The 26281-nt window shown below is 61.3% G+C and carries 19 protein-coding genes; 5 read left to right on the top strand and 14 right to left on the bottom strand.

The genetic code is table 11. The annotated features are described in order from the left end of the window. Positions 1-138: 138 nt before the first annotated feature. From HQL56_06675 to HQL56_06615, 13 genes are all read right to left on the bottom strand, one after another. Entirely contained in the window at positions 139-1458 is a 1320-nt protein-coding gene (locus HQL56_06675) for an HlyD family type I secretion periplasmic adaptor subunit (protein MBF0309194.1), read from the bottom strand. After that, entirely contained in the window at positions 1455-3644 is a 2190-nt protein-coding gene (locus HQL56_06670; protein ID MBF0309193.1) for a type I secretion system permease/ATPase, read from the bottom strand. The genes HQL56_06675 and HQL56_06670 overlap by 4 nt, the downstream gene beginning before the upstream one ends. Further along, entirely contained in the window at positions 3595-5604 is a 2010-nt protein-coding gene (locus tag HQL56_06665) for a tetratricopeptide repeat protein (protein MBF0309192.1), read from the bottom strand. Before HQL56_06665 ends, HQL56_06670 begins: the two co-directional genes overlap by 50 nt. A gap of 38 nt (positions 5605-5642) precedes the next feature. Further along, on the bottom strand, positions 5643-7466 hold the full coding sequence (gene oadA / locus HQL56_06660) for a sodium-extruding oxaloacetate decarboxylase subunit alpha (protein MBF0309191.1): 1824 nt from the start codon (positions 7464-7466) through the stop codon (positions 5643-5645). Positions 7467-7485: 19 nt separating this feature from the next. Then, positions 7486-8907 carry an acetyl-CoA carboxylase biotin carboxylase subunit gene (locus HQL56_06655; protein MBF0309190.1) on the bottom strand — a complete coding sequence of 474 codons (1422 nt, stop codon included), beginning with the start codon at positions 8905-8907 and terminating at the stop codon, positions 7486-7488. Positions 8908-9227: 320 nt separating this feature from the next. Further along, a complete protein-coding gene (locus HQL56_06650) occupies positions 9228-10748 on the bottom strand; it encodes a proline--tRNA ligase (protein MBF0309189.1) in 1521 nt (506 codons plus the stop codon). 25 nt (positions 10749-10773) lie between these two features. Further along, a complete protein-coding gene (gene purU / locus HQL56_06645; protein ID MBF0309188.1) occupies positions 10774-11628 on the bottom strand; it encodes a formyltetrahydrofolate deformylase in 855 nt (284 codons plus the stop codon). Between the two features lie 7 nt (positions 11629-11635). Then, a complete protein-coding gene (locus tag HQL56_06640; GenBank protein ID MBF0309187.1) occupies positions 11636-12085 on the bottom strand; it encodes a ferritin family protein in 450 nt (149 codons plus the stop codon). Between the two features lie 6 nt (positions 12086-12091). Further along, complete coding sequence (locus HQL56_06635) at positions 12092-15049, bottom strand: FAD-dependent oxidoreductase (GenBank protein ID MBF0309186.1); 2958 nt, start codon at positions 15047-15049, stop codon at positions 12092-12094. Positions 15050-15101: 52 nt separating this feature from the next. After that, a complete protein-coding gene (locus HQL56_06630) occupies positions 15102-16886 on the bottom strand; it encodes an NADH-quinone oxidoreductase subunit NuoF (GenBank protein MBF0309185.1) in 1785 nt (594 codons plus the stop codon). After that, entirely contained in the window at positions 16883-17416 is a 534-nt protein-coding gene (locus HQL56_06625; protein ID MBF0309184.1) for an NAD(P)H-dependent oxidoreductase subunit E, read from the bottom strand. Before HQL56_06625 ends, HQL56_06630 begins: the two co-directional genes overlap by 4 nt. Before the next feature lie 116 nt (positions 17417-17532). Then, positions 17533-18006: a C_GCAxxG_C_C family protein gene (locus tag HQL56_06620; GenBank protein ID MBF0309183.1), complete on the bottom strand. Its 474-nt coding sequence runs from the start codon at positions 18004-18006 to the stop codon at positions 17533-17535. After that, positions 18003-18236, bottom strand: coding sequence for a DUF2249 domain-containing protein (locus HQL56_06615; protein MBF0309182.1), 234 nt, complete (start codon positions 18234-18236; stop codon positions 18003-18005). The genes HQL56_06620 and HQL56_06615 overlap by 4 nt, the downstream gene beginning before the upstream one ends. 138 nt (positions 18237-18374) lie before the next feature. Between HQL56_06615 and HQL56_06610 the strand changes: the two genes are divergently transcribed. Beyond that, a complete protein-coding gene (locus HQL56_06610; protein MBF0309181.1) occupies positions 18375-19034 on the top strand; it encodes a bifunctional precorrin-2 dehydrogenase/sirohydrochlorin ferrochelatase in 660 nt (219 codons plus the stop codon). 404 nt (positions 19035-19438) lie between these two features. Here HQL56_06610 and HQL56_06605 read toward each other — a convergent pair whose 3' ends face one another. Continuing rightward, positions 19439-21148 carry a chemotaxis protein CheA gene (locus HQL56_06605; GenBank protein MBF0309180.1) on the bottom strand — a complete coding sequence of 570 codons (1710 nt, stop codon included), beginning with the start codon at positions 21146-21148 and terminating at the stop codon, positions 19439-19441. A gap of 118 nt (positions 21149-21266) precedes the next feature. Here HQL56_06605 and HQL56_06600 point away from each other — a divergent pair, with 118 nt between their 5' ends. From HQL56_06600 to HQL56_06585, 4 genes are read left to right on the top strand one after another with little or no spacing between them, the layout of a single operon-like run. Next, positions 21267-21620, top strand: coding sequence for a response regulator (locus HQL56_06600; GenBank protein MBF0309179.1), 354 nt, complete (start codon positions 21267-21269; stop codon positions 21618-21620). Positions 21621-21635: 15 nt separating this feature from the next. Further along, positions 21636-22301, top strand: coding sequence for a chemotaxis protein CheC (locus tag HQL56_06595; GenBank protein ID MBF0309178.1), 666 nt, complete (start codon positions 21636-21638; stop codon positions 22299-22301). Positions 22302-22356: 55 nt separating this feature from the next. Continuing rightward, entirely contained in the window at positions 22357-25116 is a 2760-nt protein-coding gene (locus tag HQL56_06590; protein ID MBF0309177.1) for a response regulator, read from the top strand. Then, a complete protein-coding gene (locus HQL56_06585) occupies positions 25113-26057 on the top strand; it encodes a diguanylate cyclase (protein MBF0309176.1) in 945 nt (314 codons plus the stop codon). The genes HQL56_06590 and HQL56_06585 overlap by 4 nt, the downstream gene beginning before the upstream one ends. Positions 26058-26281 lie beyond the last annotated feature (224 nt).

The raw sequence follows: 26281 nt of genomic DNA, 5'->3' as shown, positions 1-26281 counted from the left end.
CAATCACAGCTTGGCCGTGGATAATTAATGCTCTATTGATTTAGAATTGGAATAACATTTATTGTAATATGCCTACCAAATAGACATCCCTCTATTGTTGCAGGCGGATTGGCCCCCGAAAACCCAATCACTCCCGACTCATCTCTCCCGCAGAGCCACCGCTTTGGCTTTGAGAATCGGTTTCAGCAGATAATCCAGCACCGTCTTCTTGCCGGTCAGAATATCGACCGTGGCCACCATGCCGGGAATAATGGGCAGGGGGTTTTCGTCGCCGCCAAGGCGGTTGGCCTTGGTGCGCACCTGGATCAGGTAGTGGCTCTCCCCCTTCTCGTTGGCGATGGCATCGGGACTGATCTGTTCCAATTGCCCCACCAATCCCCCGTAAATGGCAAAATCATAGGCGGAAAACTTCACCGTGGTCTGCAGGCCGGGCCTCAGAAAGCCGATATCCTTGGGATTGATGCGGGCTTCGATGAGCAGCGTCTCCTCGGCGGGCAGAATCTCCACCAGATCCATGCCGGAGCGCACCACCTGCCCCAGGGTGTTGACCTTCACCCGGATGATGGTGCCCTTTACCGGAGAGCGCACCGAAGTACGCACCACCTTGTCCTTGATGGCCGCCACCCCCTCCTCCAGGGAATTCAGCTCATCCCGGGTCTTGTTGAGTTCCGACTGGGCCTCGTTGCGGAAGGTGATGCGCGGCTCGTCCATCTTGCGACGCGCCTCTTCCAGGGCCGCCTCCACCCGTGGAATGGCCAGGGTGTTGCCCTCCAGACTGCCCTCCAGCTCCGACACCTCCCGCTGCAGGCGCAACAACTCGACCTCCGACATGATGCCCTGCTTGACCATCGGCTGGGTGATGTTCAGCTCCTTGCGGGCCAACTCCAAACGACGCGCCAGTTGCGCCCGATTGGCGCGCAGCTCCCCCACCTCGTTGCGCTTCTGCTCCACCTGCTGCTGGATGATCTGCGTGGCGCTGTTCAAGGCCACCGCACGGGAGCGGAACAGCGCCGCCTCGTTCTCCCCGGTGCGGGGGGCTTCCGCCTTCACTGCAGCGGGAACCTCGTAGGGCTGCCCCGCCAGTTCCGCTTCCAGCCGCGCCGCCTTGGCCATCAGGGAGAGCATGCGCACCCGGTTCTCCTGGAAATTGGATCGGAACTGGGTGTCGTCGATGCGCAGCAGCATCTGCCCCTTCTCCACCATATCCCCCTCACGTACCAGCAACTCCGAGAGGATGCCCCCCTCCAGATTCTGCACCACCTGAATCTGACCCGAGGGAATGACCTTGCCCTCACCCACCGTCACCTCGTCCAGACTGGCCACCCGGGCCCACAGAATGAACAACACCACGAACAGTATGGCCAGCCACAGCAGCAGATGGGCCAGAAAATGCGACTTGCCACCCGGACTCACCAGCCAGTCATCCTGCGAGGTGGACGGATTCCAATCGTCGTTCATGCCCCGCCCCCATCCCGCTCCAGGGGAAGTTTCCCTTCCACCAGCTGCTTCAGAATGCGATCCCGGGGACCGTCCGCCACCAGTCGCCCCCCCTCCAGCACCAGGATGCGCTCCACCATGGTCAACATGGAAGCCTTGTGGGTCACCAGCAACAGACTGGCGTTGGTGGTGGCCAGGCCCAACTCCCGGCGCAGCCGCTCCTCCGCCCCGCTGTCGAGGGCCGAGGTGGGCTCGTCCAGCAGCAACAGAACCGGATGGCCCATCATGGCCCGCGCCAGCGCCACCGATTGCCTCTGCCCGCCGGATAGCCCGCTGCCCTGCTCCCCGATGTGGAGATCAAAACCCAGCGGATGCTGGTTGACCAGTTGATCCACGCCGCAAAGCCGGGCCACTCTCACCAGATCCTCGTCCTCGGCATAGGGGTTGCCCATCATCAGGTTCTCCTTCAGCGTACCGGAGAAGAGGATGGGATCCTGTTGCACATAGCCCAGATTGCGGCGCAAATCCGCCGGATCGATCTGGCGGATATCGATGCCATCCAGCAGAATCGACCCTTCGGTGGGTTGATAGAGTCCCGCCACCAGCTTCAGCAGCGTGCTTTTCCCCGATCCGGTGCGCCCGATGATGGCCACCTTCTCTCCGGGATGGATGGTGAAGTTGAGATTGCGCAACACCGGTTGCCGCGCCTGGGGATAGGTGAAGGAGATATCCTGGAAACGCACCCCGCCCTGCAGTTTGGGCCGATGCAGAAAGGAACTCTCCCAGGGACGCTCCTGGGGAAAATTGACCAGCCGGTTCAACGCCTGCAAGGAGACGCGGGAGTGGTGAAAGCGTACCAGAAGACCCGCAATCTGCCCCAAAGGCGCCAGAGCCCGTCCGGTCAGGATGGTGCAGGCCACCAGGGCTCCGGTGGTCATGGCCCCTTCGGAAATCAGATACACCCCCTGGATGACCACCCCCACCGAGACCAGTTGCTGAAACAGCAGGGTCACGTTGACCGCCAGGGCGGAGAAGAAGCGCGATTTCAACCCTGTACCGGCATTGATGGCCACCAACTCCTCCCAGCGCCGGGTCATGCCCCCCTCCGCCCCCAGAACCTTGATGGTCTCCAGGCCGGAGAGCGTCTCCACCAGCAGGCCGTTCTTGCGGGAACTCTCGCGGAAACTGCTCTGCACCGCCTTGTTCAAGGGCCACTGCACCAGCAGACCGGTCAGCACCACCACCGGAATGGCCATCAGCGGCAGCAATACCAGATTACCCCCCAGAATCCAGGCCACTCCCAGAAAAAGCAGCAGAAAAGGCAGGTCGATGAAGGCCGTCATGGTGGCGGAGGTGAAGAAATCCCGCAGCCCTTCGTACTCCTGCATCAGCTTGGCGGAAGCCCCCACCGATTGGGAACGGCTCTCCAGACGGGCGCCCAGTATCCGTTCGAACAGAAAACGGGCCATGAGCAGATCGGCCTTCTTGCCGGCCAGATCCAGAAAATGACCCCGCAAGGTGCGGATCAGGAAGTCGAAGAAGAAGACCATCCCAACCCCCGCCGCCAGCACCCACAGGGTCTCCAGGGCGTGGTTCGGCACCACCCGGTCGTAGACGTTCATCACGAAGAGAGGAGAAGCCAGGGTGAAGAGGTTCAGCAGCAGGGAGGCCAGTACCACCTCCCCGAAGATCGGCCAGAAACGGGAGAGGGTGCCCCAGAACCAGTGGCGAGGTGGTTTTTTCGGTCCCTGCTCCTCTTCGGCGCTTTCGAAACGCAGGCGGGGCGCCACGAAAATGGCGTATCCCTGATAGAGGGTTTGCACCTCTGAAAGCGCCATCTCGCGCTCGCCGCTGCCGGTTTCCGGAAGCACCAGCCGGACCAGGCCCCGCCCGACATCCAACGCGGTCAGCAGGGCCGCCTGTCGGCCATTCAGCAGCAGAACCGCCGGCAGCATGGCCGGAGTCAGTCCCTTCAAGGCTTTGCGCACCACCCGAGCGGAGAGTTCCGCCCGTTCCGCCGCCCGCAAAAACAGCGCGGGCGTCATGCGGTTCTCCTCCAGCGGCAATCCGGCCCGCAGGGCGTGCAGGGAGCGGGGGCGCCCGTGGTAACGGGTCAGAAGGGCCAGACAGTGCAGCAGCGGATCGTCCCAGGCCTCTTCACCCGCCGGCAGGCCCCATGAGGGCGTCTCCTCGGAAGGGATTTGCATCATGTGTGTCACGGATCCCGTTTTGGCCATGCAGATATCCGGGCAAGGCCGCCCTTACCCGGGCCAACACCTCCGGCCAGTCTCCGGGACCACGCTGCCGCCACAGCCGCAACGAGGCGTACCAGGGACTGACCTCCCCTACTCTACCCCATCGCCAGTCCGGCATCCAAGGCAATAAGACCCAGGCCGGTCTGCCCATGGCCCCGGCCAAGTGGGCTATCGCGGTATCCACGGTGATGACCAGATCGAGGCCCTGCAGAATCCGGGCGGTTTCGGCCATATCCCGAGATTCGACCCGTTCGCCGGCCATGGCATGAAGCTCCGGCTCCCGCGCCGCCGCGCCGTGGGCCAGAAGAAGGAAACGCACCCCTTCCAGGGAGAGCAACTCCCGCATCAACGGCAGTGGAATGCTGCGGTTGTGGTCGTTGAGATGATCGGGATTGCCCTGCCAGACCAGCCCCACCACCGGGCGGACGCCGGAAATCGCCGCCTCTCCGCTCAGGGGAAGATAGCCTTCCCGCCCCGGAATCGTGTCGAGGTCCACCTGCAAAACGGAGAGCAGGCTCATCAAGGGCAGATGAAGATCGCATTCGGGCAGGGGATCCCCTTTTTGCAGCAAGGTGAGGCGGTCGGAAAGGTGCAGCAGCAGCGGTTTCAAAGGCGGCTGCACCTCCAGGACGAGTTGCGCCCCCGTCTCCAGAAGCCGGGGCAGAAAACGCAGCATCTGCAGGGTATCCCCCAAGCCCTGTTCGGCGTGCAGCAGCAGACGGCGTCCCGCCGGAGGCTCACCCTGCCAGAGGGGGCAGGAAAAATCGCGCCGGAAACGGCGCATCCGGTGGGTTTCGTGGCGCAATTCGAATCCCGGCCAAGCCTCCCGATAACGACCCGACAACAGCAGCAACAGGCTGCGGTTGAACAGCGTCTCGGGCGACCGATGCCGGTCCAGGGCCCGGTCGAAGGCGCTCAAGGCCTCTTCCACCCGCCCCATGGCCTGAAGGGCGGTTCCCGGATTGTTCCACAGCGAGACCTCCCCCGTTCCCAGGGTCAGCGCCTGCTCGAAGGCCTGCAGCGCCTCCTCGGGCCGGTTGAGCAGCAGCAGGGCGGAACCCCGGTTGGCGACACAGGTGGCCAGGTCGGCTCCGAGGGTTTCAGCCGCCCCAAAGGCCTCCATGGCCTCTTCGATGCGCCGGGCTTCCAGCAGGGAACGTCCGAGATTGTTGCGAAAGGATCCGTTGCCCGGTTCCAGGGAGACCGCCCGCTTGTGGGCCAGCAGGCTCTCGTCGAGGCGTCCCGCCTCCCCCAGGGTCTGTCCCAGGCGATCCCAAGCCAAACCCCAGGAGGGATGCAACGCCACCGCCCGCTGCATCGACTGAATCCCTTCCTCCCACCGTTTGAGCCCCCAAAGGGCCTCCCCCCGCCCCAAATGGGCCTCGGCAAAGGCCCCGTGGACCGCCAGCGCTGCCTCGAAGGCCGCCAGCGCCTCGTCGAGACGACCCAGCTCCAACAGTACCTGACCCCGGTTGCGCCAGGCTTCGGGATAGGCCGATTGCCGCTGCAAAGCCTCCTCGAAGCAGCGCAGGGCCTGCTCGCGTCGGCCCATGAGATAGTGGCCGATACCGAGATTGTTGTGCAGCGGCGCCAGCTCCGGGCGAAGGGTCAGCGCCATCTCCAACAGGCGCAACGACTCGTCGAGACGGCCTGAGTCGCGCACCAAGTTGGCCAGGTTGTTCAGCGCCTCCACCCGTTGCGGCGAGTGCGACAGCAGGCGTCGGTAAAGGTCTTCGGCTTCCTCCCGCCGACCGCTCTCCTGAAGCAGCAGAGCCAGGTGTTCCAGGGCTTCGGGATGATGGGGATCGTGCTGCAGAACCTGGCGGAAAGCGGCTTCGGCCAGGCCGAAGGAGCCCCGCTGCCGCCAGGCAAGCGCTTTTTCGAAGAGAAGATCGGTGGGGGATTGGGACATGGATCAGAACCGGGGTGGACGGATCCACCCCGAAGAACTCAAGGCACGATCCAGAGCAGAGCCTCCCGGGGAGTCACGGCCTGGCCTTTTTCGATATAGATCTCCTTGACCGTTCCGGCGATGGGCGCTTTCATCTCGGTCTCCATCTTCATGGCCTCGGCAACCAGGACCGGCTGGTCCGCAGCGACCACGTCGCCCACGGAGACCAGAACCGCCACGATCTTGCCCGGCATGGTGGTGGTGACATGGCCCGGCTCCGTGGCCATGAGCCGTCCGGTGGGAGAGGTCTCCCGGCTGGAGGCCATCGAGCTGTCGAAGTTCATCTCCCCGAGGGTTTCGACCACCACCTCTTCCGAAACGTCGTCCACGTTGAAATAGAAACGGCGCTCCGCCTGACCCTTGTGGCTGGCCCCCGTCACCTTGACGTGGAAGGTCTCTCCGTGCATGTGGATCTTGAATTCGGTGGGACCGGGGCAGGTCGCCCCCTTGGTCTGAGAGGGCGGTGGATCCAACGGCTCGGGAATCAGCTTGCCGTCCCGGCGTTGCGTGAGGAAATCCCGCCCCACCTGGGGAAACATGGCGTAGGAGAGGACATCCTCCTCGGAGAGCGCCAGCTCGCCGATCTCGTCCCGCAAACGGGACAACTCCGGCGGAATCAGGTCGGCGGGCCGGCAGGTGATGCACTCTTCGTCACCGGTGGCCATACGTTGCAGCTCCGGGTCCACCGGCGCGGGGGAACGGCCGTAGCGCCCCTGAAGATAGAGTTTCACCTCGTTGGTGATGCTCTGATAACGCTGCGGGGTCAGGACATTGAACACCGCCTGGGTGCCCACGATCTGGGAGGTGGGGGTGACCAGGGGCGGATAGCCCAGATCCTCCCGCACCCGGGGGATCTCCCGAAGCACGTCGTTCATCTTGTCGAGGGCGTTCTGCTCCCGCAACTGGTTGGCCAGATTGGAGATCATGCCGCCGGGAACCTGATTGACCTGCACCCGGGTATCCACACCGGTATATTCGCTTTCGAACTGATGGTACTTGGGGCGAATCTGGTAAAAATAGATGCCGATGGCCTGAATGGCCTCCAGATCGAGCCCCGTATCGTAGGGCGTGTGCCGCAACGCGGCCACCATGCTCTCCGTGGGGGGATGGGAGGTACCCCCGGCCATGGAGGAGATGGCGGTATCGATATGGGTCAGCCCGTTTTCGATGGCCTTGAGATGACACATCTCGGCAAGCCCCGAAGTGGCATGGGAGTGCAGGTGCAGCGGCAGATGCACCGCATCCTTGAGGGCCCTGACCAGCTCGCCGGTGGCAAAGGGGGTCAACAACCCCGCCATGTCCTTGATGGCGATGGAGTCGCAGCCCATGGATTGCAACTCCTTGCCCATGGCCACGAACCCGGCGATGGTATGCACCGGGGAGGTGGTGTAGGAGATGGCTCCCTGGGCATGTTTGCCAGCCTTCTTGACCTCCTCGATGGCGGTTTTCAGGTTGCGGGTGTCGTTCAGGGCATCGAAAATACGGAACACATCCATGCCGTGATCGGCAGCCTTGCGCACGAACTCCCGCACCACGTCATCGGAGTAGTGACGGTAGCCCAGGAGGTTTTGACCGCGCAGCAGCATTTGCAGCCGGGTGTGCGGCAGCGCCTCCCGCAGCTTGCGCAACCGCTCCCAGGGATCTTCCTTGAGAAAGCGCAGGCAGGAGTCGAAGGTGGCGCCTCCCCAGCACTCCAGGGACCAGAAACCGACCCGGTCCAACTGGGGGCAGATGGGCAGCATGTCCTCCAGCCGCATGCGCGTGGCCAGAAGGGATTGATGGGCATCCCGCAGAATGAGGTCGGTGACGTAAATTTTCGACATGATTCGACTCCCTTGCGCCTTACATTCCCGCATGGGCGCAGATGGCCGCCGCCAACGCCGCCGCCAGATTTTCCTTCCGCTGTTTGGTCGAATAGTTGACCAACTCGGGATGCGCATCGACGAACCCGGTGTCGAACTGACCCTTGCGGAAGTCGGGATGGTCAAGAATTTGAAGATAATAGGGAATGGTGGTTTTGATACCGAAGAGGCCCATATCCCGTAAAGCCCGTTTGCCGCGATTGAGGGCATCCGGCCAGGAGAGGGCCCAGACCACCACCTTTGCCAGCATGGAATCGAAGTAGGGCGGCACGGTGTAGCCGGTATAGATGGCGGTATCGGTACGCACTCCCGGTCCACCCGGCGCATAGTAGCGCGTGATGCGTCCGAAACTCGGCAGGAACTGGTTTTTGGGATCTTCGGCGTTGATACGGAACTGGATGGCATAACCGCGATGGCGGATTTCATGCTGGGCGAATCGCAGGGGCAGACCCTGGGCCACCCGGATCTGCTCCTCGACGATATCCACTCCGGTGATGGTCTCGGTGATGGTGTGTTCCACCTGGACGCGGGTGTTCATCTCCATGAAGTAGAAGCGCCCGGTTTCGTCCTGCAGGAATTCGATGGTCCCGGCGCTGGTGTAGCCCACGGTGCGGGCCGCCATGACCGCCAGGCCTCCCAGATACTGCCGCTGGGCGTCGTCCAGCATGGGCGAGGGGGCGATTTCGATCAGCTTCTGGTTGCGCCGCTGGATGGAGCAGTCCCGCTCGAAGAGGTGGATCACATGGCCGAAATTGTCCGCCAGGACCTGCACCTCCACATGGCGTGGATTGACGATGCACTTTTCCATGAAGATTTCGGCACTGCCAAAGGCCTTGGTGGCCTCCGAAAGCACCCGATCGTAGTTCAGGCGCAGGGCCTCGACGTTGTCGCAGCGGCGGATGCCCCGCCCGCCGCCACCGTTGGTGGCTTTCAGCATGACCGGATAACCGATCTTCTCCGCCAGAGTCACCGCTTCGTCCAGCCCGCTCAGATTGCCGTCGGAACCGGGAATGACCGGCAGACCCGCCCGCATCATGGCCTTGCGGGCTTCGGTCTTGTCGCCCATGGCGCGGATCACCTCCGGACGGGGACCGATGAAGGTCAAACCCCGTTTCAGGCAGGCCTCGGCGAACAGTGGATTTTCCGAGAGGAAACCGTATCCGGGGTGGATGGCGTGGCAACCCGTCTTCACGGCCAGATCGACGATCAGCGGAATATTGAGATAGCCCGCCACCGGATCGGATCCGATGGAGTGGTTCTCGTCGGCCTTCTTGACATGAAGGGAAAACCGGTCCGCATCGGTATGGATGGCCACGGAACGGATGCCCATCTCCGCGCAGGCCCGGATGATGCGAACGGCTATTTCGCCGCGATTGGCGATGAGAATCTTGTAGAAGGACACGGAGTCTCCGTCTGGTCAGTGCAGGCGGCCAAACCACCTCCCATGGTTTGAGCTCGTTTTCCGGTGATGCGTTCCACCACACCCTTCCCTGAGCGCGATTTATCGACCACATCCGAATTCAGTATAACGGACTTGAATGTCCCCGCCAATAGTGGACATTTTCCCGGCGTATTCCACTAGGGCGTGTTGACATTTGCCAGATTTTGGTTCCTGGCAAGGCGCAAGACGGTGAGGAAGCGGAGTGTAGCTCGCCTACATGAGCATTCCGAACCGGATTGCAACGCGGCCAGGGGCCGAAAGATGGTGAATGTCAACACGCCCTAATAGCTGCGGGCAATAATGGCCACATTCCGGGTCTCCTTGCCGGTCAACAGGCATCTACCCGGTCGGCCCTGCTCCCCGAGGGGCAGGCAGCGCACCGACAGCTTAAGCTCTTTCATGCGTTCGATCACCGCCGGATCCGTTTCCGCATCCAGGTGGAAGGGCGCACGCACGAACCCCGCCACCTTGGCCTCGTTGCGATCGAAGAAGCGTTCCATCTCCTCTTTGCTCTCCAGGACCACGCTGTGGTCGTCGCGGAAGCGCGTGGCCCGGGCCAGCAGGCTATCGTGTATATCCTGAAGCAGGAAGGGGGCTTTTTGCAAGAATTCCTGTCGCGGCATGGAGGTACGCTCCCTGGCGCTCTGGTCCCGCCGGGAGATGGTCAGGGTGTCGCCGGCCATTTCCCGTCCGCCGATTTCGACCCGCAGGGGATACCCCTTGCCCACCGCTTTCCAGAACTTGTCGCCCCCCCGCAGGTTGCTGCGGTCGATGTGAACGCGCAGGGCTTGCCCGGCATAGTGTTTGGCCGACAGTTCCCTGGAGAGATCCTGGCAATAGTTCAGCACCTGTTCCATCTCCGTGGCCTTGGCCACCGGCAGCAGGACGATCTGGGCCGGGGCGATGGCCGGAGGCAGCACCAGGCCGTCGTCGTCGCTGTGGGTCATGATCATGCCGCCGATCAGGCGGGTGGAGACCCCCCAGGAGGTGGTCCAGGCCAGTTGCCGCTGCTGATTGGATCCCGTGAAGCCGATATCATAGGCCCGTGAGAAGTTCTGCCCCAGGAAATGGGAGGTACCCGCCTGCAACGCCTTGCCATCCTGCATCATGGCTTCGATGCAGTAGGTGTCGACCGCCCCCGGAAACCGCTCGCCGGGGGTCTTTTCCCCCTTGATCACCGGCATGGCCAAACGGTCGCGGGCGAACTGCTCGTAGACATCGAGCATGCGCATGGTCTCTTCGACAGCTTCCCGATCCGTGGCATGAGCGGTATGCCCCTCCTGCCAGAGAAACTCGGAGGTGCGCAGGAAGAGGCGGGTGCGCATCTCCCAGCGCATCACGTTGGCCCATTGGTTGATCAGGATGGGCAGGTCGTTGTAGGAGGTCAGCCACTTGGCGAAGGAGTGTCCGATAATGGTCTCGGAGGTGGGCCGGATGATCATGGGCTCGGTCAGTTGCGCCCCGGGAGCCGGACGCAGCCCCCCCTCCCCGTTGCCTTCCAGACGGTAGTGGGTGACGACGGCGCACTCCTTGGCGAAACCCTCGACGTGCTGCGCCTCCTTTTCCAGAAAACTCATGGGAATCAGCAGCGGGAAATAGGCGTTTTGATGGCCCGTCTCCTTGAAGCGCCGGTCGAGATCCTGCTGAATCAACTCCCAGATGGCGTAACCCCAGGGTTTGATGACCATGCAGCCCCGGACCACGGAGTGTTCCGCCAGGTCGGCATGGCGGATCACCTCCTGATACCACTCGGGAAAGTTGGCCTGCCGGGTGGGAGTGATGACCGTGCGTTCCTGGCTCATGGGATCTTTCCGTGGCAAAGGGACATTAATGGAAGACGACGGTGCGCCCGTTCCACTCGATGATCTTGTGTTCGGCGAATTTGCGCAAGGCTCCGGCGAGCACGCTCTTTTCGATGTGGGCCCCGGAGCGCTTCATCTCCTCCACCGAGTAGCCGTGATGTACCGGGTGGATATCCTGGGCGATGATGGGGCCTTCATCAAGCTTTTCCGTGACGAAGTGGGCCGTGGCCCCGATCAGCTTGACCCCCCGCGCAAACGCCTGGCCATAGGGATCGGAACCGGCGAAGGAGGGCAGAAAGGAGTGATGGATATTGATGACCGGTTTGTTCAACTCCCGCAGGAAGTCGCCGGAGAGAATGCGCATGTAACGGGCCAGCACCACGACATCGACCTCGTGGTTGGCCAGCACCCGCAACTGTTCGGCCTCGTGATCGCGGGAGCCCGTCAGAGCCGGAATGTGATAAAACGGCAGACGGAAACGGGACGCAACCTCGGCCAGATCGGAATGGTTGCTGATCAAACAGGAGACGGAGACAGGCAGACTGCCGTCATACTGCCCGGTCAGAACCTCCATGGGGCAGGAGAGGGTCTTGGAAGCCAGCAGAGCCACCCGGCAGGAGACCTGGGGATCGAAAAACTGCCAGGTCATGTCCAGAGTGCGACCCAGCCCGGCGAAAGCGGCGTTCCAATCGGCCAGGCTCTGGTGCAACTCCAGGGATTGTCCCTCCACCCGGATGAAAAAGCGCCCCCGCTCGACATGCTGCTCCAGCTTGACGATATTGACCCTGGCCATGGCGAAAAAGCCGCTGACCGCCGCGATCAATCCGACGCGATCGGGACAGGAGCCCAAAAAGACCAGAAAAGACGGGTTGGCAATCACCCGGTTTTCATCCTTCCTTCAAGGTATCGTCGTACTGGGCTTCCAGCTTTCTGGCGTGATTTCCCTCCTGCCGGGCCAGAAACTCCAGCACGTCCCGAACCTCGGAATCGCCCACCTCTCTGGCCAGGGAAAGATAGAAAGCCTGGGTGGCCTTCTCCTTCTTGGCCGCCAGAAGCAGCGACGACTCGTAATCCAGACTCTTTTCGGGATCGTCGCTGACGACGGCGTATTCCGAAAGATGCAGATCCTCCGAGGGGAAGCGTTTCAAACGGGGCAACCGCCCCTGGTCCAGAATCCGTTCCAGGTGCCGCTTGTGTTCCATCTCCTCCCGGGCATGAGCCAGCAAAGCGTCCCTCTGATCCTCGCTCTGACTGCGCTGCGCCAGATCCTCGTAAAAGGCCGCTTCGATCAATTCGTGACGGATGGCCAGTTGGATGAGTTCCTCGAAGGTCTTCATGCACGATCACTCCCAGGCCAGGGCAAGACTCGACATATGGGCACTGAAGGCCATCTCCCTGAGATCGGCCCCGACGGGCATCAACTCCGGTTCCAGCAGCCGTGAAGCGCCGATACGCCCGCCGCTGCCGTTCAGGACGGGCTGCATGGCCGGCACCTCCGCCACCAGGGCCTGACGCAATCCCGTCAGACTCTGCAAGGAGGCATCCCCGATCAGTCCGGCCAAAACCGCGTAGGCGCTGCGGCGCTCCCCGGAATTCAGGGCGGGACGCAAACGGGCCAGACGCCCTTCCCGGTCGAGCAGGCAGCCTTCGTACTCCAGGGGATCGGCTACCGGCAGCCAGTGGTCCACGGAGCTGTCCGCCGCCTGGGAGGAGAGGACGACGAGCCGCGCCCCGGTGGGGGCCAGCCGCCCCAGGGAGGTATTGACCAGCACCAGCACGTCGGCGCTGGCCTGATCGGGCCAGGGTTTGGCTCCCAGGCTTTTCAGAAAGGCCAGATTGGCTTCGCCGCGAATCTTGCCCGCCGGTTTGGAGGAGGGGCGCACCCGATCACCGGCCACATAGTAGAGTTGACCGCCCCGGCTGCGCGCCAGAAGACTCGCGGCATAGAGTTCCTCCACAACAGCTCGCGCCGACACCACGACGGCGAGATTGCCGGCCTTGGCGATCTGTTCGGCCACTGTGGCCACGGCCTCTCCGCGGGCAGGACTGCGTTGCGCCAGCAACCGCCAGGCGAAACGCCCCTCGGCGCAGATGACGGCCCCGTTGACCGGATCGCCGGCGATGCTGGTCACCTTGACCACCCGCCCTTCCGCCACATGCACGGCCAAACCACAAGCCAGGCTGCAGGCGGTGCAGGTCGTCTCCACCACCTGCCACTTCCAGGGCCCCGCCTCTTTGCCGGTGTTGGGCGACAGGGTACCCGTGGGACAGACATCCATGCACATGCCGCAGGCATCGCAACCGGTGTCTTGCAGCGGATCGTCGAAGTTGGGCCCGATGCGGGTGACGAAACCCCGATTGATAAAAGCCAGGGCATTGATCTGGCGCACCTCGTTGCACAGGCGCACACAACTGCCGCAGGTGATGCACTTGTCCCCTTCGATGCGGATCAGCGGATGGCGCTTGTCTTCGTCGTAGCAGCGTCTGTCCCCCTTGAGACGGGCTTCGCTGCCGTCGTATTCGGTGGCATAGCGACGCAAATCGCAGTCGAAGCGGGCATTGCAGCCGCACTCGATGCAGCGGCTGGCTTCCGCCAGGGCCTGGGCCTCGTTCAAGCCGATGTTGATGGCCCCCCAACCGCCGTTGTGCAGGCGTTCTTCCGCCTCCAGGGTGGTCTCCAGCGCCCGTTTCTTGTGGACGTAGCGGGGGGAGAAATCGGCCATTTCCAGCTCTTCCAACCGCCCCCGGGAGATGGCGTAAGGCTTGGTCAAGGTCACCGGGGAGCCTTGGAGATAAAGGTGCATGGCCATGGCGGCGCGACGCCCCTCCCCGATGGCCCGGATCAGAATATCGGGGCCGAAGGAGCAGTCTCCGGCGGCGAAAACCCCGTCCAGGGAGGTCACCTGGGTCTTTTCGTCGTAGACGATGGTCTTCCAGCGGGTGGTGCCGGGTTTCCGCGGCTCGCCTTCGAGGCAGGAGAGGTCCGGATCCTGGCCGATGGCGGCCACGACCAGATCGCAGTCGATATCCTCCTCGCTGTCGACCAACGGCACCGGACGACGGCGGCCCGACTCATCCGGCTCCCCCAACTCCATGGTGATGACCTGCAAGCCGCGAGCGCGTCCTCCGGGACCGACCTGAACCTTGGTCGGCGCGGTGAGAAAGCGGAATTCGACCCCCTCTTCCATGCACTCTTCCTGCTCCTGGGGCAAGGCCGGCATTTCGGCCTGGGTGCGGCGATAGACCAGAGTGACCTGGGCTCCCAGCCGACGCGCCACGCGGGCGCAGTCCATGGCCGTATCCCCTCCCCCGATGACCACCACGTGTTCGCCCAGTTCGATCGGCTCGCCCAGAACAGCCTTGCGCAGAAAATCGACGCCGCCGATGACGCCCGGAACATCCTCGTTTTCGATACGCATCGGTTTGGCCAGATGGGCCCCGATGGCCAGCAGAATGGCCCCGAAACCACGGGCCTTGAGATCGGTCAGGGTGAAATCCCGCCCCAGCCGCTGATTGTGATGAACCGTCACCCCCAGGTCCAGAATGGTGCGAATCTCCTTGTCCATCAACTCCCAGGGCAGGCGGAAGCGCGGAATGCCGTAGCGGGCCATGCCCCCGAGGGAGGGCAGGGCTTCGAAGATCTCCACGGCGTGACCGGCCAGGCGCAGATAGTGGGCCGCTGACAAGCCCGCCGGTCCGCCGCCGATGATGGCCACCTTGTGGCCGCTGTCCGGCGCGGGTGTTCCCACGAAGGGGCCGTGGCTGATCTCGTACTCGGAGGCGAAACGCTTCAGGGGATTGATGGCCACCGGCTCGTCCACCAGCCCCCGCCGGCACTGGGATTCACAGGGATGGGGACAGATGCGGCCGCAAACCACCGGCAGGGGGTTGCGCTCCTTGATCAGACGCACCGCCGCGTCGAACTGACCGTTGGCGATGTGGGCGATATAGCCCTGGATATCGATGTTGGCCGGACAGGTGGCTTCGCAGGGAGCGATGCAGTCACCGGCGTGATCGGAGAGCAGCAGGTCCAGGGCCATGCGCCGCGAGGCGTGAACCCGCTCGGAATCGGTATGGATCACCATGTTCGGCGCCACCCGGGTGCTGCAGGCGGGCACCAGACCGCGCGCCTTTTCCACCTCCACCACGCAGAGGAAACAGGAGGCGAAGGGCTTCAACCGGTCATCGTAACAGAAGGTGGGAATGGAGGCGCCATGAGCCTCGGCCACCTCCCGGATGGTCCTTTGGGGATCCACCTGCAGGGATTGACCGTTCAGGGTAATGGTAATTGGCTCGCTCATCAGGATCTTCTCCGTACCCGTGGAGTCTGAGGGGACCCGCGTCTGACCGGCATCATTGCACCAGAATGGCGTCGGGCTTGCAAACCTCGGCGCACATGCCGCAATTGATGCACAGGTGGTGATCGATCACCCAGGTTTCCGGTTTCTTCAACTCGCCGGAAATGCAACTGACCGGACATTGCCGTTTGCAGATGGAACAGCCGGTACACTTGTCGTTCCGGATGGTGTGGGTGATCAGGGCCTTGCAGATGCCGCCGGGGCAACGCTTCTCCTGAATGTGGGCGACATACTCGTCACGGAAATATTTCAGTGTGGTCAAAACCGGATTGGGAGCGGTCTGCCCCAGGCCGCAGAGGCTGGCTTCGCGAATGGAGGGGCCCAGGTTCTCCAGGGTGGTCAGATCCTCCATGGTGCCCTTGCCCTCGCAGATACGGGCCAGGATCTCCTTCATGCGCAAGGTGCCGATGCGACAGAAGGTGCATTTGCCACAGGACTCGATCTGGGTGAATTCCAGAAAATAACGCGCCAGATCGACCATGCACGACTTGCTGTCGGTGACGATCATGCCGCCGGAACCCATGATGGCGCCGGTGGCGTTGATGGCCTCGTAATCGATGAGGGTATCGAACATCGATTCGGGGATGCAGCCACCGCTGGGCCCGCCCATCTGCACGGCCTTGAAAGGCCGACCGGTGGCGGAACCGCCGCCGATCTGCTCCAGAACGTGGCGAATGGTGGTTCCCATGGGGACTTCGACGAGACCGCCCCGGGCCACCGCGCCCGCCAGGGCGAAAACCTTGGTGCCCTTGCTGCCGGGGGTGCCGTAGGCGGCGTACCGGCTGCCGCCGTTGACCAGGATCCAGGGCAGGGAGGCCAGGGTTTCCACGTTGTTGATGATGGTGGGATGGCCGAAGAGCCCCTTGATGGCCGGGAAGGGCGGGCGAATGCGGGGCATGCCGCGATGCCCCTCGATGGAGGCCAGCATCGCGGTCTCCTCCCCGCAGACGAAGGCCCCGGCCCCCTCCTTGATCTTCACGTCGAAGCAGAAGGTCGAGCCCAGAATGTTCCGGCCCAGATAACCGGCGGTCCGGGCGTCCGCGAGAGCCTTGCCGAAGTAGTTCAGCGCCAGGGGATATTCGGCCCGGATGTAGGCGTAACCGTGGGTGGCGCCGATGGCGTAAGCGGCGATCAGCATGCCTTCCAGCACCGAATGGGGATCCCCTTCCAACAGGGATCGATCCATGAAGGCCCCCGGGTCCCCCTCATCCCCGTTGCATACCAGATATTTCTCCTCGCCGGGGGCATTGCGGGCGAAGGTCCACTTGGTGGCGGTGGGAAAACCCGCACCACCCCGACCCCGAATCTGGGAGGTCCGCACCTCCTCGATGACCGCTTCGGGGGAGAGTCCCTGCCCCAGGATCTTGCCGATGGCCGCGTAGCCGCCCCTGGACAAGAAGGCCTCCAGGGAGGTCGGGTCGATGGTGCCCACATTGCGCAGGGCGATGCGGGTCTGGCCTTGCAGGAATCCGGCGGATTCGGTCTCCGGCTGGTCGGTGGAGCGGATGAAATTCCCCTCCGGCAGCGGCCCCTCCCCCCGGTGGAACCGCACGATCTTGGGCAGGTTCTTCTTGTTGACGTTGCCGTAGAGGAACTGTTTGCCATCGTCGCCGGTAATTTCGACCATCACTTCCCGATGGCACATACCCAGGCAGCCCACGGTGCGGTACTCGGCTTCCGGGAAGCGGTGACGCAGCAGTTCCTGAACCTCTTTGGCCCCGGCGGCGATGCCGCAGGTACCCTCTCCCACGGTAATGATGCGAGGCAGGGCCGCACTCATTGATCCACCTCCTGAAAGTTGCCGGGCAGGATTTCGTTACGCTCCCTGGCATGCTGCCGCAGGGCGCGCTGGGCGTCGGCCCCTTTCAGCGTCGGGTAGGTGGTCTCCCCGATGACCATCACCGGAGCCAGGCTGCAACAGCCGATGCAGGCCACGTTCTCGATGGTGTAGCTGCCGTTCGAGGCGGTATCTTCCTTGGGATCGGTGATGTCCAGAATATGTCGCAGGGAGGTGTTGAGACGGTCGGCGCCCTGTACGTGACAGGCGGTGCCGTGGCACACCTTGATCAGATGGCGTCCCACGGGTTTGAGGCGGAACTGGGCGTAAAAAGTGGCCACGCCGTAAAGCTGGCTGGCATTGATCCGGGTATTTGCCACCACCAGATCCATGGCCTTGCGGGGCAAATAACCGTACTCGCCCTGGATGGCCTGCAACAAGGGAACTGCAGCCTGGGGTTCCGAACCGATTTCATCAATCCAGTGCCGAACCTTTTCGGAATCCACTTCTGCTTCCAGGGACCGATTGCACACGACCATTCTCCCCGAACTCCGCAATTGTTTTCTCGATGGGGTGATTTACAAGCGGGAGATGTTATACTCCAAGAAAATCGGCTTCGTCAAAGGAACCTCAATGCAGGAATGGACGGTCACTCATCCAGTTCCAACTCATGGAAACCCACCTGAAGGATGGTTCGGGCCAAAAGTCGGGCCATCTCCTCGGTATGGCGGTGGCAGTGGACCTTGGACACACCCTGGTCCTGCCAGCGCGACAGCAGCTCCTTGCAGGAGTCGGTGCCGACGGCGGCCATGAAGCGTTGGTGGTAGATCTGCGCCAGGGTGTAGGTCTCCTCCTTGGCGTCCTCGTCCCCCGGTTGCTCGCGTCCGGCGATCATGCCGATGGCGATCATGCCGGCGGTCAGGACACCGCAGGTCGATTTGAGTTCGGAAAAACCGCCGTTGAGCGGTGTGGCCAGCCGGGTGATGCTGACCGGGTCGAAGCGATGGGAGGCGAAAACTTCGGCAAAGGCGCGCAGCAGGGCTTCGGCGCAGGAGAACTGATCGTCCTGGTAGTAGTTCCGGGTCAACTCGCCGATCTTTTCGACAACCTCGTCTTCGGTCATGATGCACTCTCCCCCGGGCGTGTGATGCGCAATTGGACCAGCTCCGCGCCGGTTTGTTCCGTGATGCACTGCAGCCCCCGTTCCGCCAAACGCGGGTAGAGCAGATGGGGAATGCGGTTGTGGGTGACGTGCAAGGTCTCTCCGGGCGCCAGCCGGGTGGTCGCTTCCAGAATGGTCAACAGGGGTTGGGGGTGGGGCAGGTCGCGCACGTCCAGATGGTTGTCGGGCATGGGATTCCTCCGTGAAAAGCGCCGGTTCGCCGCAAGGGCAAGGATATACCCGTTCGGGGCCGCAGGAAAACGGTTGGCGTGGAGAGGCGGAGCGTTCAAAATGGCGGGCCTTTACACCTCCACCGGCGAGAGGATGAAATGTCGGCCTTGCTGCCCCTGTTTCTGGATTTGACGGACAAACCCTGCCTGGTCATCGGAGCCGACGAGGAGGCCCGGAACAAGACGGCGGCCCTGCTGCAGGCGGGAGCGCTCCCTCGCCTGCTGATTCCGCCACGGGAAGAGACATGGGAGGCTCCCGAGGGGGCACGGCGGCTGGAGTGGCCTTTTCATCCGGATCATCTGGAAGGGTGCTGGCTTGTACTCTGTGCCTGGGGCGACAGCGTCTTTCATGAGTTTTTGTCTGCAGAATGCCGCAAAAGAAACATCTTTTTAAATGTAGTTGATCGCCCTAAGTTTTGCAGCGTGCAGTGGCCGGCTGTGGTGCAGGTGGCTCCGGTCACCGTGGCCATCTCCACCCGAGGAGCCTCACCGGCCCTGGCCTCCTATCTCAAGAAACGTCTGGGGGCGGCACTTCCCGAAGAATTGCCCGCTCTCGCCGCCTGGATGAGCCTCAAGCGTAGCGAGGTGGCCCAACGCATTCCCGATCCCTCACGACGCAGTCGATTCTGGAAAGTGCTTCTGGAGGGGGGGGTACCCGATGTCTGGCTGAATCGGGGATCGGCGGCTGCGGAAGAATTGTTGAATGAATATTTAGAGAGGGAGTTGGAATATTCCCGCCAACCGAATCAAACCTTTTGACTTTCAATATGTTATCTTTAAGTATCAAAAAAAAGGAAATGTTCTATCCGTTGACTTACCTTTATTTAACTCTTTCAGAATTATAGACCAAGAAGAATTATATAATATCTAAATAAAGTTACATCAAAAAAGTCAGTAACTATTCAGACCCCTGCACGGTGCAGCATGACCGTGTCAACGGCAAGAGGAAACGTCCCAGGGGTGCCCCCTGGACCCCATGGGGTCGGAAGTCAACAGCAAACGGAAGAGTCCCGCGCGCTGCCATGGACCCGCCGGGGGGATAATCCCCCCAAATCCCCGTATATCTGAATAGTTACAAAAGTCAAAGGACAGAACATTTTCTTTTTTTGATACTTAAAAGATAACACATTGAAAGTCAAAAGATATTAAAGAACTCCACCGACTCAGCACGCCAACAAACGATAGAACTCCGGAACATTGAGCAGAAACGAAACCGTACCATCCGGCATGATCCCCGTTCCGGAAAAGAGCGGAAGTGCCCCCAAGGCCCGTGGCAACGGTTTGACCACAATACTGACCGGCTCATCAATCGCGTCCACCTCCAGGGCGAAGAGTTTCTCCTCGCTGTGCAGAATGGCCACCTGCAACGTGGTTTGAGAAACCAACTCCCGGTAAACGCCCTCCCCGGTCATGCCCCGGCGGCGCAATACCTGCCCCAGGGAGAGCAGAGGCAACAGACGCTCCCGGAAACGGATCATGGGCCACTGCATCTTGCTCTCCAGATGGCCTCTCACACCCTCCCCATAATGGGAAACCAGTTCCACCACATGGGCCTGCGGAATGGCGTAACCGGTCTCCAAAGCCCGCACCAAAAGCGCCGGCACGATGGAGACACTCTGGGGAATGCGCAGCAGAAAACGGGTGCCCTGACCCGCTTGAGACCGAATCTGCACCGTTCCGCCCACCTTTTCCACCGCCGTCCTGACCACGTCCAGACCCGTTCCCCGTCCGGACAGACGACTCACCTCCGCCGCCGTGGAAAAACCCGGTTCCATGACCAGGCGAAGGATCTCCTCCTCTTTCATCTCCGCAGACTTCTGGGGCGTGATCAGACCCCGCTCCACCGCCTTGGCCAGCACCCTGTCCACATGGATGCCGCCCCCGTCGTCCTCCATCTCCAAAAAGATCTGGCCATGTTTCTGCTCCGCCTGCAGCCTGACCCGCCCGATGGGCGACTTGCCGACCCGCACTCTCTCCTCGACGGACTCGATGCCATGATCCACCGCATTGCGAATCATATGGCCCAGCGCCTCTTTGAGTGAGAGCAGAATCGTGCGGTCCACCTCGGTCTCCTCGCCTGCCAGTTCGAGAAGCACCTTCTTTCCGGTAGCCACCGCCAGATCCCGCACCAGACGGGGATAGGAGTCCCAGATACGGCCGATCGGTTGCAGACGGTATTGCAACACCTCGTTTTGCAGCGAAACGATGTGCTGATCCATGGACTCCATGGACTGAACAACCCCGGAGGGATTGCGCTGCCAGGTATAGCGCAGATGGTTGAAGGAGGCTCCCAGTTCGCCGACCAGGTTCATCAGGTGATCCAGGCGGTTGATGGGAATCTGGATGGTTTCCAGTCGGGTGGCCGATTGGGCATCTGCATGAGGAGGTTCGGTCAGGCACCGGGAAACGTCGGCTCCCTCCGGCTGTCCGCTAGCGCCACCCGTCTCCCCCCGAAAAATATAGGCTTCGTCTGCGCTCTCGTAGATATGGCGAATGGCGGAGATGAGGGTGCTGAAATCGGCTTGCCCTTCGTCGCCGAAACGTTCGATGTGATCCAGGGTGGCGCGAATGTGATCCAGAACCTGCAACAGGGTGGAGCAGAAGAGCTGATCGGCATGGATCCGCTGTTCCCGCAAGTGGTCCAGCAGGCTCTCCGCCTCATGGGTCAACCCTTCCAGCAGGGTGAACTCCATCATGCGGCAGTTGCCCTTGACGGTGTGCATGTTGCGGAACACCGTATTGACCAACTCCTCGTCGAAGTCGGCGGATTCCAGCCGCAGCAGCCCCTGTTCGATCTGGCTCAAGGCATGGCGGTTTTCCGTAAAAAACTCGGCCAGGAATTCGTTACGGGTGGCATCATCAAACACGTTCATCTACCATAATGGGTTAACTATCGCCGTTGTCTTGAATTTACACGCTTCCGCCGCCGGGGGCGAGGAATAAAGCCGGCCCCTGGCGATGGGCAAATCAGAGGATGCGAGGAGTTGGGAGATGGGGCAAAAAAAGGTTCTGGTTGTGGATGACAGCAATCTGGTGCGATTGATGTTACGTAAGGTTTTTGCCGATTTCTTTCCCGATTGGCAACTGGTCGAAGCGGTGGACGGCGAATCCGCCCTTCGGGCAGCCCATGAACACCGTTTTGATCTGGCCCTGATCGACTTCAACATGCCCGGCATGAACGGCGTCGAACTCTCCATCAAGCTCCTTGAAACATTGCCGAATCTTCCCATCCACCTGGTCACGGCCAATGTGCAGCAGAAAATGCAGGAACGCGCCGAAGCTCTGGGGCTGGGATTCATCAAGAAACCCGTCACCCGTGAAAAGATCGAGGCCATCCTTTCCTGAACAAGGCGCGTACCCATGACCGAAATATCGGAAAACGAGCAGGATGCCCTGAAGGAATTCTTCAACATGGGCCTGGGCATGGCGGCGGACTCCCTCAGCCAGATGGTCAACAAGGAGGTTCTGCTTTCTCTGCCACAACTTGCCGTAGTCTCCCGCAGCGAAGCCAAACGCCTGGTCGGGCTGGACGAAAACGCGCCCATGGTGGCCATTCGGCAGCGTTTCCGGGGCGAACTCAACGGCACGGCTCTGCTGATTTTCCCCGGAGCCAAAAGCCTGGAACTGGTACGCACCCTGTTGGCCGACAGCATGCCCCTGGAAGCTCTGACCGAACTGGAACAGGAGACCCTGCTGGATGTGGGCAATATCATCCTCAACGCCTTTCTGGCCAGTTTTACCGACATGATGTCGGTGGAGTTCGAATTCGAATCGGCGGAGTTTCTCCGCGCCACCTGTGATCAACTCCTCGACATCGACAGCCACCTGACGGACCCCAACGAACGGGAATTGCAGTTGGATCAGGCCGACTCACCGAAACAGGCCTTCTTCCTCATGATGGATTTCAAAACCGGAGACGAGATGTCCAATGAGGTCAGCCTGCACGGTTACGTCGTACTGCTCTTCACCGAGAGAGACATGGCCGTTCTGAAAAAGGAACTGCAAACCATCCTGGGTGCATTGTGATCGGTCCCCCTTTCCCGCACACACCCCTTGAAATGACTCATCCGGGTAGGATTCCATGACCCGGAACCACCCCGTTCATCTGGTTGCGGAAGAGTACCACAAGGCTCTTGACGAGGCTTTGACGGGAATCATCCTGATCAATGAGGACGAAATCATCTGTCTGTGGAACCAATGGATGGAAAGAGCCTCCCAGATCACCCGGGCCAGGGCGCTGAATCGCTCCCTGGCCGAGGTTTTCCCCGAACTGGAGGGCAGTCGCATCCTCAAAGCGGTGCATTCGGCCCTCACCCTGGGTCTTCCGACCCTGCTCTCCCACAAGTTGACACCGACCCCCTTCCCCATTTTCTCCGCAGCCGTCGGCGCTCTCGGGCAAAAGCGCATGGATCAGATGGTCCAGGTGAAAGCCCTGCGCCTGGCCGACCGCCGTCGCCTGTGCATGGTGCAGATCCAGGATATCAGCAATATCGTCTTCCGGGAAAACCAACTCCGGGAGAAAACCCGCGAACTGGAAAGAGCCAAGGATGCCGCCCAGATTGCCAGCAGTGCCAAGAGCGATTTCCTGGCCAACATGAGCCATGAAATCCGCACCCCGATGAATGCCATCATCGGCATGAGCCATCTGGCCCTGCGCACCGGACTGACCGATAAACAGCGGGATTATCTGAACACCATCCAATCCTCCGCCCAGTCCCTCCTTGGCATCATCAACGACATCCTGGACTTCTCCAAGATCGAGGCGGGCCGTCTCGACATGGAAACGATCCCCTTCAACCTGGACGATGTCCTGACCAGTGTGGCAAAACTCGTTGGGCTCAAAGCCGAAGAGAAGCATCTGGAATTCTGCTTCTTTCAGCACCGCGAGGTGCCTCGCTTTCTCATCGGGGATCCCTTTCGGCTGGGGCAGATTCTGATCAATCTGACCAACAACGCGGTCAAGTTCACCCAGCAGGGTGAGCTGATCGTTTCGGTTGCCGTGGAACGCCTGGAGACAACCCGTGCCACCCTGCGTTTTTCGGTGCGGGATACGGGAATCGGCATGACCCCGGAACAGATGGCCCGCCTGTTCACGGCCTTTTCCCAGGCAGACAGCTCCACCACCCGCAAATACGGAGGTACCGGCCTCGGTCTGGCCATCTGCAAGCGACTGGTAACCCTGATGGAAGGCCAGATTTGGGTGGAAAGCCGCCCCAATCAGGGAACCACCTTCCATTTCACCGCCACCTTCGGTCGTCGCGACGTGGAAAGACGACGCTATCACCTGCCGGACCGCAAATATGTGGGCTTGCGGGTTCTGGTGGTGGATGACAACGCCATCGCCCGCGAATCGCTTACCGCCGCGTTGGAATCTTTCTCCTTCCAGGTGACTGCCGTGGCCTCGGGCAGTGAGGCTCTCGCCCTTCTCTCCACCCTGAACCCCTGCCCGCCCCCCTTCGATTTGATCTTCCTGGACTGGCAGATGCCCCAACAGGACGGCATCGAAACCGCTCGTCGCCTGCAACGTGACTTCCCCGCGCTGGCTTCGCCCCGCATCATCATGATCACCGCCTACGGCCGTGAGGATGTCATGCTGGCCGCGCGAAACACCCGGCTGGATGCCTTTCTGATCAAACCGATCAACCTTTCCCTGTTGTTCAATACGGTCCTGGCGGTACTGGGAGAAAACGCCACCGGCTCCGACACGACCTTTTCCAAGGCCGACGACCGGGTTGTCGATGGCCTGGAGGGGCTGCGGGGCAAACGTATTCTCCTGGTGGAAGATAACGAAATCAATCAACAGGTGGCCATCGAGCTTCTGGAGAGCAACGGGATGCTCCTCACCCTGGCCACCGACGGCGCCGAAGCCGTTGCGGCGGTGCGTGACAATACCTTCGATTGCGTGCTGATGGATGTGCAGATGCCGGTCATGGACGGTTACGAGGCCACCCGCAAAATCCGCCGGGAACTGGGGCGCAAGGAGTTGCTTATCGTCGCCATGACTGCCAACGCCCTGGGCGGAGATCGGGAAAAGTGCCTGAAAGCCGGGATGAACGAACACATCGGCAAGCCTGTCGATCCACGGGAGATGTTCCGTAAACTGGTGGCCCTGTTCAAAGGAGGGGAAACAAGCCCTTCCGCGAACACACCGGACCATCCGCCATCTCCCCGGAGGCCCGCCCCGGACGACGGGTCGACTCTGTTGCCGGTGCACCTGGAAGGCATCCAAATAGCCGAGGGTTTGGCGCGCCTGCAGGGCAAAAAAGGGCTCTACGCCAAACTGCTGATGGAGTTTTTCAACAAATACCGGCACTGCGCCCTGGAAATCCGACAGGGAATCGCCCAGGGGGATGCCGAATCCACCGAGCGGTTGGTCCACACCATCAAGGGCACCTCCGCCACGCTGGGAGCCCGGAATCTTTTTCAGGCCTCATCGGCGCTGGATGCCCACTTGAAGCAGGGTATCGGCGAAGGAACGGAGTCCGTGCTGCAGGATTTTGAAAGCGCCCTGCAACAGGTTTTGACCTCCCTCTCCACCTTGCCCGAACCCCCTCCGCTCGAAACCCTTCCCGCCCCAGCGCAGAAGAAGCTGCCGGTCGGGGAGCTTCGACAGGGACTCGACCTCCTGAGACACCTGATCGAGGAGGGCAATATCCGGGCCTCCGAACACCTGGAACGCCTCTCCCCCTCCCTCTCCGGGCCGGATTGTGACCCGTTGCTGGCGAAAATGCCCGGACAGCTCGGCAGGTTCGCCTTCGACGAGGCCCTTTCGACCCTGGATGCGATCGTTCAGGTCTATTCGACCCACCCAACGAATTCTGGTAACGATGGATCGCCATGACTGATTCGGAAAAACCGACAATCCTGATCGTCGAGGATGACCTGGTCAACCTGCATGCGCTGGTTGCCCTGCTCTCCCCCCACTACCAGCTCCTGGTGGCCAAAAACGGCGAGGAAGCACTGCGACGGGTGGCTTGCGCCGACCCTCTGCCCGATCTGGTTCTGTTGGACATCATGCTGCCCGGCATGAACGGCTACCAGTTCTGTCAAACGCTCAAGCAGAATTCCCGCATGGTCACGGTTCCGGTCATTTTTCTCACCTCCATCACCGACGTGGCCGGTGAAACCCGCGCTTTTGAGACCGGCGGCGTCGATTTCATTCAGAAACCCTTTCACGAAAGCATCGTGCTGGCCCGGGTCAAAACCCACATCGAACTGAAGCGCCGTGGCGATCTCCTGGAACAGCTCTCCACCCGTGATCCCCTGACCAAGCTGTGCAACCGGCGCCGATTCGACCAGTTCCTGGAGTTCGAGTGGTACCGCGCCGCGCGGCACCACCACTCCCTGACGGTCATCCTGATGGACATCGACCATTTCAAGCTCTACAATGACCACTACGGTCATCCGGCGGGAGATGCCTGCCTGATTCGCGTGGCTCAGGCCGCCGCCCAGGTCATGAAACGCAAGGTCGATTTTCTGGGTCGCTACGGTGGCGAGGAGTTTGTCTGCGTTCTGCCGGAGTGTCGGGGAGAAGCCGGAATCGCTCTGGGAGAGCGCATCCGTCAGAATGTCGAGGCTCGGGCCATCCCCCACGAAGCCTCACTGGTGGCCGATACGGTGACCATGAGTGTGGGAGTGGCCTCCATCTTTCCCACGCCCGACATGACGCCGGTTCTTCTGGTGGAAATGGCCGATGAGGCTCTTTATCAGGCCAAAAAGGAGGGGCGCAACCGGGTTGTGCTCTTTTCGAAGAATCCATCGGGTGAGGAAGGGATGGAATAGACGGAACTAATATTTTTTGTTGATTTTCAATATTTTCTCTTTTAAGAAATCAAAAAAAGAAAATATTCAATTTTTTGACTTTATTCTGTACCTATTCAGACCCTTGAACAGTGCAGCATGATTGTGTCAACGGCGAAAGGAAACGTCCCAGGGCTGCCCCCTGGACCCCATGGGCTCGGAAGTCAACAGCAGACGGAAGAGTCCCAGGGCATTGCTCTGGACCC

Source organism: Magnetococcales bacterium (genome assembly GCA_015231925.1).
Classification (GTDB): Bacteria; Pseudomonadota; Magnetococcia; order Magnetococcales; family JADGAQ01; genus JADGAQ01.
This window is presented reverse-complemented; position numbering and strand designations above follow the sequence as displayed.